General features: G+C 70.4%; 6 protein-coding genes. All 6 read left to right on the forward strand.

Annotation, left to right across the window (positions count from 1 at the left end; translation table 11 throughout):
* Positions 1–1,170, forward strand: a 1,170-nt coding sequence (locus B2J89_RS19330; RefSeq protein ID WP_169170526.1) for an MFS transporter, incomplete at its 5' end; no start/stop codon positions are given.
* A gap of 142 nt (positions 1,171–1,312) precedes the next feature.
* Positions 1,313–2,029 (forward strand): response regulator transcription factor, encoded by a 717-nt coding sequence (locus B2J89_RS19335; RefSeq protein ID WP_169170527.1) that lies wholly within the window; start codon positions 1,313–1,315, stop codon positions 2,027–2,029.
* Between the two features lie 12 nt (positions 2,030–2,041).
* Positions 2,042–3,265, forward strand: coding sequence for an ATP-binding protein (locus B2J89_RS19340; RefSeq protein WP_169170528.1), 1,224 nt, complete (start codon positions 2,042–2,044; stop codon positions 3,263–3,265).
* Between the two features lie 181 nt (positions 3,266–3,446).
* A complete protein-coding gene (locus B2J89_RS19345; protein WP_169170529.1) occupies positions 3,447–4,469 on the forward strand; it encodes a nitronate monooxygenase family protein in 1,023 nt (340 codons plus the stop codon).
* A 92-nt stretch (positions 4,470–4,561) separates the two neighbouring features.
* Entirely contained in the window at positions 4,562–5,530 is a 969-nt protein-coding gene (locus B2J89_RS19350; protein WP_169170530.1) for a hypothetical protein, read from the forward strand.
* Positions 5,531–5,598: 68 nt separating this feature from the next.
* Positions 5,599–5,824: hypothetical protein (locus B2J89_RS19355; protein WP_169170531.1), on the forward strand; the 226-nt coding region annotated here is incomplete at its 3' end.

Genomic DNA, 5,824 nt, shown 5'->3' on the forward strand with positions numbered 1-5,824 from the left:
GGCATCGACCGCACGACCATCGGGTACCTCAGCTGGGTCGGGCTGGCCTATGCGTTCAAGTGGGTCTGGTCGCCGCTGGTGGACCGCATGCCGCTGCCGCTGCTCACGCGCTGGCTGGGCCGGCGACGCAGCTGGCTGCTGCTGGCGCAGGGCGCCGTGATGGCCGGGCTGGTCGGCATGGCCTTCAACGACCCGCAGCAGGCGCTCACGCCCGTGGTGTGGTGCGCGCTGGCGGTGGCGTTCGGCTCGGCCACGCAGGACATCGCGCTCGACGCCTTCCGCATCGAGTCGGCCGACGCCGACCGCCAGGCCGCCCTCGCGGCGACCTACCAGACCGGCTACCGGCTGGCCATGATCTGGGCCGGCGCGGGCGTGCTGTGGGTGGCGGCGCGCGCCGAGCTGGCCGGCGGCGCGCCCTACCAGCCGGGCGCCTGGAAGCTGGCCTACCTGGCGATGGCCGCCTCGATGCTGGTCGGCGTGGCGACGGTGCTGCTCTCGCGCGAGCCGGCGCCGCGCGCGCTGGCGCCGGCCAGGAACGCGGCCGAGTGGCTGCGCGGCGCGCTGGTCGATCCGTTTGCCGATTTCATCGCGCGCTACCGCTGGCAGGCGGTGCTGATCCTGGCGCTGATCGCGGTCTACCGCATCAGCGATGTGGTGATGGGCATCATGGCCAACCCGTTCTATGTCGACATGGGCTACACCAAGGACGAGGTGGCGGCCGTGACCAAGGTGTTCGGCGTGGTCATGACGCTGCTGGGCGCGTTTGTCGGCGGCGTGCTGTCGATGCGCCTGGGGGTGCTGCGCGTGCTGATGCTGGGCGCGGTGCTGAGCGCCGCCAGCAACCTGCTGTTTGCGTGGCTGGGCACGCGCGGGCACGACCTCGGCGGCCTGGTCTTCGTGGTCTCGGCCGACAACCTGGCCGGCGGCATCGCGTCGGCGGCGTTCATCGCCTACCTCTCGAGCCTGACCAACGTGCAGTATTCGGCCACGCAGTACGCGCTGTTCAGCTCGATGATGCTGCTGGCGCCGAAGTGGATCGCCGGCTTCTCGGGCCGCTTCGTCGACGCGCACGGCTACACCGAGTTCTTCACCGGCACCGCGCTGCTGGGCCTGCCGGTGCTGATCCTGGTGGCGCTTGTGTCACGCATGAAAACGCGCTCCAGCGCTTGACAGACAAGCGCTGTAAGCTATATTTTCAATAGCAACCTCAGCGCCGCGCGCCGCGGCGGTTTACCCCAGCTTTACGGCCGCTTCAACGCCGCGAGATGCGCGGCGGCGACCATGGCCCCTCCACCCTTACCGCAGCATGCCCATGACCTCGCACCTGTTGATGATTGAAGACGACACCCGCCTGGCGCAGATGGTGGGCGAGTACCTGGGCCAGTCGGGCATGCGGGTCACGCACCAGGCCGACGGCACGAGCGGCCTCGCGCAGCTGCAGGGCCCGGGCGCCGAGCCGCTGCCCGACCTGGTGATCCTCGACCTGATGCTGCCCGACATGGACGGCCTCGACGTGTGCCGGCGCATCCGCGCCCTGCCCGGCCCGGCCGCGCAGGTGCCGGTGCTGATGCTCACCGCCAAGGGCGACCCGATGGACCGCATCATCGGCCTCGAACTCGGCGCCGACGACTACCTGCCCAAGCCTTTCGAGCCGCGCGAGCTTCTGGCGCGCATCCGCGCCATCCTGCGTCGGCGCACCGATGCCAGCGCGCCCGCCACGCAGGTGCTGCGCTTTGGCACGCTGGAGATCGACCGCGACGCGCGCAGCGTCACGGTGGCGGGCCAGCCGTGCGACCTGACCTCGTACCAGTTCGACCTGCTGGTCGCGCTGGCCGAGCGCGCCGGCCGCGTGCTCACGCGCGACCAGATCATGGAGGCCGTGCGCGGGCGCGAGCTCGAAGCCTTCGACCGCTCGATCGACGTGCACATGGGCCGCATCCGCGCCGCGATCGAGCAGGACGCCAAGAACCCGCGCCGCATCCTCACGGTGCGCGGCGTGGGCTACGTGTTTGCCAAGCAGCAGGACTGAACGGGCGCCACCATGCCGCTGATCCACCTGTTCTCGCGCCGGCTGTACCTGCGCATCTGGCTCGCCGTGGTCGGCGGCGTGGCCGTGCTCACGCTGCTGGTGGGCTGGGCCTGGCGCGTGGCGGCCGAGCAGAACGCGCAGCAGCAGGCAGCGCCCCCCGCGCGCGAGCTGGTGCTGCGCGACGGCGAGGGCCAGACGCTGGTGGCGGGCCTGGCCACGCGCATGCCGGGGCCGCCCGGCGAGGGCCTGGAGCTGCGCATCGAGAGCGAAGACGGCCGCGCCTACAGCCTGCAGATGGCGCCGCGCGCCAACCGCGGCGAGCGCTCGCGCGGGCGTGCCGACGCCGCCTTCTGGACGCGGCCGCCGTTTGGCTTTGTCTGGATGCTGGGCCTGGTGGGCCTGGCCGTGGCCGTGGGCGTGTTCCCGATCATCCGGCGGCTGTTCAAGCGGCTCGATGTGCTGCAGCACGGCGTGCAGCGCTTTGGCGAGGGCGACCTGTCGGCGCGCGTGCCGGTGCACGGCCACGACGAGGTGGCCGACCTCTCGCGCCAGTTCAACGCCGCGGCCGCGCGCATCGAGACCCTGGTGCAGTCGCACAAGTCGCTGCTGGCCAATGCCTCGCACGAGCTGCGCTCGCCGCTCACGCGCATCCGCATGGGCATCGAGCTGATGGGCGGCAGCCAGCCTTCGCCGGCGTTCCGCGACGAAATCCTGCGCAACATCGCCGAGCTCGACCAGCTGGTCGACGAAATCCTGCTGGCCAGCCGCCTGGACGCGCGCGAGGCCGATGTCGGCACCGTCGAGCTGGTCGACCTGGTGGGCCTGGCCGCCGAGGAATGCGCACGCGTCGACGCCGACCTGGACGCCAGCGCCGAGACGCTCGAGGTGTCCGGCGTCGCCAAGCTGCTGCGCCGCGCGGTGCGCAACCTGCTCGAGAACGCGCGCCGCTACAGCCAGGGCGAGATCACCGTGAGCCTGCGGCGCAGCGCCGGCATGGCCGAGGTGCGCGTCTGCGACCATGGCCCCGGCGTGCCCGAGGCGCTGCGCGAGCGCATCTTCGAGCCGTTCTACCGGCTGCCCGGCGCCAGTGAGCGCGCCGGCGGCGTGGGCCTGGGCCTGGCGCTGGTGCGCTCGATCGCCGGGCGCCACCACGGCAGCGTGCACTGCGAAGACCGCGCCGGCGGCGGCGCCTGCTTTGTGCTGCGCCTGCCGCTGCAGGCCCCGGCGCAGGCCTGAATTACTCTCATAAAGTGAGCAGCTTGCGCACGCATCCATTGAGATTCAGCCGCTTTATCCGTTGAAACCCAATCAAGTCAAGCGCTAGCAGCTATTCTTTATATAGCACAGGTGCAGGCCACGGTGCCGCGGCAGCGCCGCCCCGTTGCGCGGCAGGCCCCGCGCGCCGGACAATGTCCGCATGACGCTTCTCACACCCTCGCGCTTCAGCGCCCGTTTCGGCCTCTCCACCCCCATCGCGCTCGCGCCCATGGCCCTGGCCGCGGGCGGCGCCCTGGCCGCCGCGTGCGCGCGCGCCGGCGCGCTCGGCCTGGTCGGCGGCGGCTATGGCGACCTGACGTGGACGCAGCGCGAATACACGTTGGCCCTCCAGGCCGCAGGCACCGGCCGCATCGGCTGCGGCTTCATCACCTGGAAGATGGACGAGGACGCCTCGGCGCTCGACTGGGTGCTGGACCACGCGGATGCCGAACGCCCGCGCGCCGTCATGCTGTCGTTTGGCGACCCGCGCCCCTACGCGGCGCGCATTGCCGCCAGCGGCGCCGCGCTGATCTGCCAGGTGCAGCGCATGGACCAGGTGCCCCAGGCGATCGAGGCCGGTGCGCAGGTCATCGTGGCGCAGGGCGCCGAGGCCGGCGGCCACGGCATGAACGCTTTGAACGGCCGCGCCACGCTGACCTTTGTGCCCGAGCTGGCCGACTGGCTGGCCGCCCACGCACCGCAAACCCTGCTGCTGGCCGCGGGCGGCATTGCCGATGGCCGCACGCTCGCGGCCGCCCGCGTGCTGGGCGCCGACGGCGCACTGGTCGGCTCGCGCCTGTGGGCCACGGCCGAAAGCCTGGCGCCCCAAGGCGCCAAGGAACTGGCCCTGGCCACCGACGGCGACGGCACAGCGCGCAGCGCCGTGTTCGACATCCTGCGGCGCAAGCACTGGCCCGCGCCCTACGACTTCCGCGCCCTCCGCAACCCGTTGCACCGGCACTGGGAAGACCGCATCGACGCCCTGCGCGCCGCACCCGAGGAGGCGCGTGCGGCCTATGACGCCGGCGTGCAGGCGGGCGACTTCACAGCGGCGCACGCCACCGTGGGCGAGGCCGTGGGGTTGGTGCGCGACCTGCCGGGGGCGGGTGAACTCATCGCCCGCATGGAAGCACAAGCGCTTACCTTGCTGTGCGGCGCGGCAGGGAGCGCGCACCAGCTCTGAACCTACAATCGGCGTCGTTGCACGCCCCTCCTCCCATGGCCTGCAGAATCCGCGGCGCATCGCAAGCGATGCCTGTCCCCCCTCCCGCCGCCATGCTGCACATCATTGCCAACCCGTTCACCCTCACGCAGTTCCTGCTCGAACGCCTGCCGCGCGAGCGCCAGGGCCACATTCACCTGCACCCCGCACGCCGCAGGGGCGTGGTCTACACCGTGCGCAAGGCCATCGATGCGGCGCTGCCCTTCCGGCTGGCGGGTCTGCGCTCGTTTTCCCGTGAATACCTGCAGGGGCTGCTGGACATTGCGCCCCATGCGCCGGTGCTGATCTTCGGCATCGAGAACATCAAGGACCTGAGGATTATCCGCAAGCACCTGCGCACGCGCCGTGTGTCCGTGTTCACCTGGAACCCGGTGATAGACCACAACCAGAACCACCGTGCGCGGCGCCTGCACATCCGCCTGCTCAAGGGGCTGGGGTTTCGGGTGGTCACTTTCGACCCGGCAGATGCCGCGCAGTACGGACTGGACCTGGTCCCGCAGGTGTACCGTCGGGTGGACGCCTACCGCCAGTGCGCTGCCGCCGACGTCGATGTGTACTTCCTGGGCAAGGACAAGGGGCGTTTTGACGCGCTGCACCGGCTGGGCATGCAATTGCAGGCGCTGGGACTGCGCACCGACCTGCTCGTGGTGCCCGAACGCGGGCGCGAATACCCGGTGCAGGCCGAGGTCGTCCTCTGCCGGCAAGAGCTGAGCTACCGCGAGAACATCGAACGCATCAACCGCGCGCGCTGCCTGCTGGAGTGGACCCAAGCCAACCAGACCGGACTCACCATCCGCACCCTGGAGGCACTGTTTTTTGACAAGAAGCTGATCACCAACAACCCCAGGGTGAAGCAGCAGCCCTTCTACCACCCGGCGCGGATTTTTGTGCTGGGCCACGACGACCTGGGTCAGATCGCCGATTTTCTGGCGGCGCCCATGCCGCCCATCGCAGACGCCACACTCGCAGCCCACGACTTTCCGCTCTGGATCCGGCAATTCGAAAGCTTCGGCACGACCTGAAAGCATACGGCAACGCCGCCGCACCCGTCCTTCTTCACGTATGCACCGCGCACGCCACACACGTATCCATGACACCGACCCACGCCAAACTCCCCAGCCTATTTGATCGTTGGTCACAAAGGCTGCTGGTAGGCGCATTTTTGACGTTCCCGGTCGCGCTGGCGCTGGGCAACGCGCTCGCGGCGCTGTGCCTTGTGGCCACCCTGCTGTCGGGCAACCTGCGGACGCAGTGGCGCAGGGTCTTCCAGCTGCCGAGCGCCTGGGCCATGCTGCTGCTGTTCTTGCTGGTTCTGG

The sequence above is a fragment of the Acidovorax sp. SRB_24 genome, assembly GCF_012931925.1.